We start from the raw sequence: 4,642 nt of genomic DNA on the forward strand, positions 1-4,642 counted from the left end.
AGAACGATTAGACTCCAGGCGAGCCAGGTGGATGAAGAAAAAAACGATCTTCAACGGTGGAACCAGTGTTCGGTAGCCTGATCAACTACATGGGCCTGTCTAAAATCAACACCAGGGGCATCCTTTCGGCTGATAAAAAGATGCTCATGGCAGCTGCTGCCTATAACCTCAAGAAATGGATCAACTTCAGCTTCCATAGACGAAAAACAGCTGCTCTGATAGCCCCTGTGGGGGCTGTAAATACACTTTTTTGGTTGTTTCTGGTGAAACCTGATCTGAATGGAAAGTTTAGAAGCAGCTGGTGTTAGAAAAATTAACGATCAGCCTACTTTTTCAGGGAGTTGTGCAACAGTTACTGTTGTTGTGCTCTGTTTAATTTTTTTTTAAATGTTTTATAGCGTCTGCAAAAGCCTTAGAGTCACTATGGAAAGTTGAGCAAAGGTCAGTAGTAAGAGTATCGTATATTTCTAATTGGTTATTCAAGAAGCTAACAAATTCAGTATCGGCAAACACCTCTACTTCGCCGTTGAGGATATATGGAGGAGGTGGAGGTGGTATTTCACCCTCTGAGACTTCTACTGTATCTTTTGCTTCTTTGAACTTATTGATTCTATTTCCAAAGATCAGGTATGAATCACCAAATTTTAATACACTGGAGCAGCTGCCGGAAAATTGATAGATAAATACCGTTTCATTTCTCTTAACATCTCCTTTAAGCACGGAGTCAATCTTAAACAGCACATCAGATCCCATCATTTCTTGATTCAGTGACTGAAGCATCATAGAATCCGGCTCAATATTGGTAAGGGCTTTGCCTATTATGACAAAGTCAGCTTCTTTGAACATTGCCTTTATTACTTTTTTATCAAAGCCTGAGCATGTACAAGCAGTTGCCCATGAGGCAGTCAGAACAAGAAAAGTTAAAGTTAAGGTAGCGACCTTTTTCATAGGGTTTAATAGAGCACAACCTTTAGATTAGCCCTATAGGATATTTCCAAGGTGATAGAAGTTTAAGATATTAGTCTGGTTAAGTAGCTAACCGGGCGGCAGGGGAAGACTTAGGCGCACAACCAGGATGGCTTTTAGAGCCAGGCCTACTGGACGATTTACTCCCCCTGCCACAACCTTAGAAGTAGATTCATATAGATATTCAGGCTTTTAGGCCTATAGGTAAAGGTTTTGAATCAGCTTCTTTATCAGTTAGCCTTTGTTGAATCACTTATGTTAAAGTTATGCAAAAGGCAAAGAATGACAAAAATGTCTATTCCTTATTTGCAGGAATAGACATCTCAAAAGAGTATTTTGATGTCTCTGTTATTGATCAGCAGGGAAAGAAACTAGCCTACGACCGCTTCTCCAATGACTCAAAAGGAATAGAGAAGTTTATTCAATGGCTGATAGAGGAGCTTAAATTAGATTCTTTTTCCCTTTTGGTATGCATGGAACACACTGGCCTCTACAGTAGAATGTTGATGCTCAAGCTGTTGGAAGAGCAGATGAATGTCTGGGTTGACCGGGTCGCCGGAGCGATCATCCTTGCAGATCAAGAAATCTTCTGGTCTTCTTAGAGGTAAAACTGATAAGATTGACAGCTACAGAATAGCCCTGTATGCCAGCTTGTATGCCTTCAGAGCTAAAACAGCAGAAACAGAAGATAAGCGCCTGCTTCAGCTGCAGGACCTGCTCTCCTCTAGAAGCAGGCTTCTGAAGTTTAAGCTTAGCCTCTCCACTTCGATTGCTGAACTAAAACGTGTGGATCCTGCCTCAGGTAAGATAGTGGAGAAAGCGCAAAAGGCTACACTAGCTGGTTTGACCAAGAGCCTTAAAGAGATAGAAAAGCTTATCAAAGAGGCTATAGGCAAAGATGACGATATCAAGGAAAGCTATGAACTGGCTACTTCAGTCAAGGGTGTGGGAATGGTCTTAGCGGCCCAACTGATTGTCTACACCCACAACTTTAAGAGGATCAACACAGCCAGACAACTGGCTTGTTACTGTGGTGTTGCCCCTTTTAGCTATGAATCTGGCACCAGCATCAGAGCGGGTAACCATGTATCAAAATTTGCCAATAATACCCTGAAATCAACCCTGCACCTGGCCTCCATCAGCAGCATCCAGCATAACCCCGATATGAAAGAATACTTCTACAGAAAAGTAGCAGAGGGGAAGCCCAAAATGGTAGTGCTTAATGCTGTTAGAAACAAACTACTACGCCATATTTTAGCTACGGTGAAAAGCGGGGAGAAATATGAAATTTTTTAGATCAATTCACTTGGATCAATCATAGATATCGTCCATTGAATAAAGCAGGCGACCATTCACTGGCCCTTGCTGATAGTACGAAAAGCTAACGGCCTGTACAACCAATGGCTGAATTCTGTTGGGGCAATTGCTTTATTCTGTTGTTATGTGCTGTATATATTATTGAATATTAGTGAGAGACAACTTTCAGTCCTATAATTGAACAAATAAGGGTTGTGATAAAAAATACTCTCCAAAAGTTAACAGGCTCTTTAAAGACTAATATACCTATTAGAACAGTCCCAACGGCTCCTATTCCTGTCCATACAGCATAGGCAGTACCTATGGGTAAAGTTTGTGTTGCTTTTATCAAAAGTCCCATACTTAAAGTAATGGTAATTAGAAATGCAGTATACCACAAATACATTTCATTTCCGGTAGCAACTTTCGCTTTTCCCAAGCAGATAGCAAAAGCTACTTCAAATAAACCCGCAAGAATTAGAATAATCCAGTTCATTTCTTTTTTTACAAAGATCTAAAATGGAATCAAGGTATTATTTATAAATGATAAAAAATTAAAGCTATTTAATTTTAGCTAAAATTCTACTCAATCTGTCCTGCATGATTCCCAGATAGGGGCATTAAGCCCCAGTCGCACAAGTTGAATAATTATCAAGGATTTGATCTATTACCATGGATCACTACGAGCTTGCGGCATTGCACATAACGTGTTTCAGCTTTGTGCTGTAGTGGTTTTCGTTGTTCTAATGTATACTATTGCGCTAAAGCTCATAAAAGTAATGTCGTTTCATTACCAATTCAGGCCACTATTGCACAAAGCTGCTGTTGGCAGAAGTTTTGAAAGTTGTCTACCCTAATTTGTCAGCTACTTTTGTAGATAAGCCTTGGCGTATCTTGAGCTTAATAACTTTTTTATCTTTAGAGATAAACTCAAGAACTATATCCTCATCACTGGCAAAGAAGATACCTTCCCTTTCTGCTGACAGCTTTATTTTATCTGCACCGTTGATTTTCATAACTAGCCCACCTGCCTCTTTTGAAATTTCAACTCTATACTTGTCAGACACCTCAAAAGTGCCGACATAACTCAGGAGGATGTGCTCTTCCAACAGAATTTCCTTTTTGGGGTGTGGAATGCTATAAGGCTTGTTCTGCAACGCAGCATAGATGGAGTTCCCTAATTTCTCCAAGGAAGTAGAGGTGATATTGTTTAAAAGAATGATACAGATTTTATATTCTGGCATCATCAAGAAATAGCTAGTTGCCCCTTCCAGATTTCCGCCATGGTCAATGACCCTATCCCCGTGTATAGTATCAATAAACCACCCGTAGCCATAACCGCTTTTGAATGGGGTGGTTGCCTGGAGGAAGGTTTCTTTAGAGATGATCTTGAAGTCACGTAGTCCCTTATAGAATTTGTGTAGGTCGCCTGTTGTACTGTATAAAGCACCGGATGCGTAGACCAGGCTCGGGTTCCAGGGTTTGGTTTCTTCCTGTTTCGTTGAGGTTAGGCGGGAGTAGCCGGTAACTTTGTTTTTATCCTTAAGTTTCTGGAAGTCAAAGCCACTCTCGTTCATTTTTAGTGGGTTGAAAATGTACCTACTCACAGCTTCCGAATACGAAAGGCCAGTAATTTTTTCAGTAATGACTCCTAGTAAATTGTATCCCGCATTTGAGTATTCGAACTTGCTGCCGGGCTCAAAATCAAGTGGTTCATTTTTGAAAAAGGCAACATTTTCTTCCGGGTGGAATGCGTGAGTAGAGGTTATTTGTTCTCGGTATTTCGGATTCCTCAACGGCTCGTAAAGGCCAGCTGTGTGTGTTAGCAGATGTTTTATTAGTATCTCATCTCCTCTTGGGTACTCTGGCATGTACATGCTAACAGGGTCCTCAATTGACAGTTTTTTCTCTTCCGCAAGCTTTAAAATTATCAGAGCGGTGAAGGATTTAGTTAATGAACCGATGGGGAATACACTATTCTTAGTGATCAGGCTTTTTTGGGCTGCGTTCCGATACCCATAGCTTCTTTCATACACTATTTTATCATCCTGAATTACTAACGCTGCCCCATTAAACTTATGAATGCGAACATATGCCTGAATCAAAGAGTCAATTTTAGAGTTGTTGGTTTGTGCTTTGACCGAAAGGCTGATCAGTAAAAATAAAATGATCGTTTGTAGTTGTCGGGCCATAAAAGGATGTTATTGTTTTGTTTTTAAATTTTTGCCAACGTCCGTTGAATATAGCAGGCGACCATTCACTGCAGATTGCTATGCCCACGCAAAGGCAGCTGCCTGCATTGCCAATGGCTGTAAGATAGCTGGGAGCTTGCTTTATTCTGTTGTGTGTGCCTGGCATGGCACGAGTTGAAATATACTCT

The 4,642-nt window shown here is 40.7% G+C and carries 7 protein-coding genes; 3 read left to right on the forward strand and 4 right to left on the reverse strand.

What is annotated here, in order from left to right:
- Positions 1–56: 56 nt before the first annotated feature.
- The gene (locus KWJ01_RS12990; protein WP_224996882.1) at positions 57–308 is read left to right on the forward strand and encodes a transposase; all 252 of its coding nucleotides are present in this window, start codon (positions 57–59) and stop codon (positions 306–308) included.
- Between the two features lie 64 nt (positions 309–372).
- On the opposite strand, the gene KWJ01_RS12995 is transcribed toward KWJ01_RS12990, so the two are convergent.
- On the reverse strand, positions 373–948 hold the full coding sequence (locus tag KWJ01_RS12995; protein ID WP_224996883.1) for a hypothetical protein: 576 nt from the start codon (positions 946–948) through the stop codon (positions 373–375).
- Positions 949–1,232: 284 nt separating this feature from the next.
- On the opposite strand from KWJ01_RS12995, the gene KWJ01_RS13000 reads away from it, so the two are divergent.
- Together KWJ01_RS13000 and KWJ01_RS13005 are read left to right on the forward strand one after the other, a co-directional pair.
- Complete coding sequence (locus KWJ01_RS13000) at positions 1,233–1,568, forward strand: IS110 family transposase (RefSeq protein WP_224996884.1); 336 nt, start codon at positions 1,233–1,235, stop codon at positions 1,566–1,568.
- Positions 1,537–2,262 (forward strand): transposase, encoded by a 726-nt coding sequence (locus tag KWJ01_RS13005; RefSeq protein WP_224996885.1) that lies wholly within the window; start codon positions 1,537–1,539, stop codon positions 2,260–2,262. Before KWJ01_RS13000 ends, KWJ01_RS13005 begins: the two co-directional genes overlap by 32 nt.
- 169 nt (positions 2,263–2,431) lie before the next feature.
- Here the strand turns inward: KWJ01_RS13005 and KWJ01_RS13010 are convergent, their stop codons facing one another.
- From KWJ01_RS13010 to KWJ01_RS13020, 3 genes are all read right to left on the reverse strand, one after another.
- A complete protein-coding gene (locus tag KWJ01_RS13010) occupies positions 2,432–2,758 on the reverse strand; it encodes a multidrug efflux SMR transporter (RefSeq protein ID WP_224996887.1) in 327 nt (108 codons plus the stop codon).
- A gap of 352 nt (positions 2,759–3,110) precedes the next feature.
- A complete protein-coding gene (locus KWJ01_RS13015) occupies positions 3,111–4,367 on the reverse strand; it encodes a beta-lactamase family protein (RefSeq protein WP_255651081.1) in 1,257 nt (418 codons plus the stop codon).
- Positions 4,368–4,377: 10 nt separating this feature from the next.
- Positions 4,378–4,642: hypothetical protein (locus KWJ01_RS13020; protein ID WP_224996891.1), on the reverse strand; the 265-nt coding region annotated here is incomplete at its 5' end.

This window comes from Cesiribacter sp. SM1 (assembly GCF_020178975.1).
Taxonomy (GTDB): domain Bacteria; phylum Bacteroidota; class Bacteroidia; order Cytophagales; family Cyclobacteriaceae; genus Cesiribacter.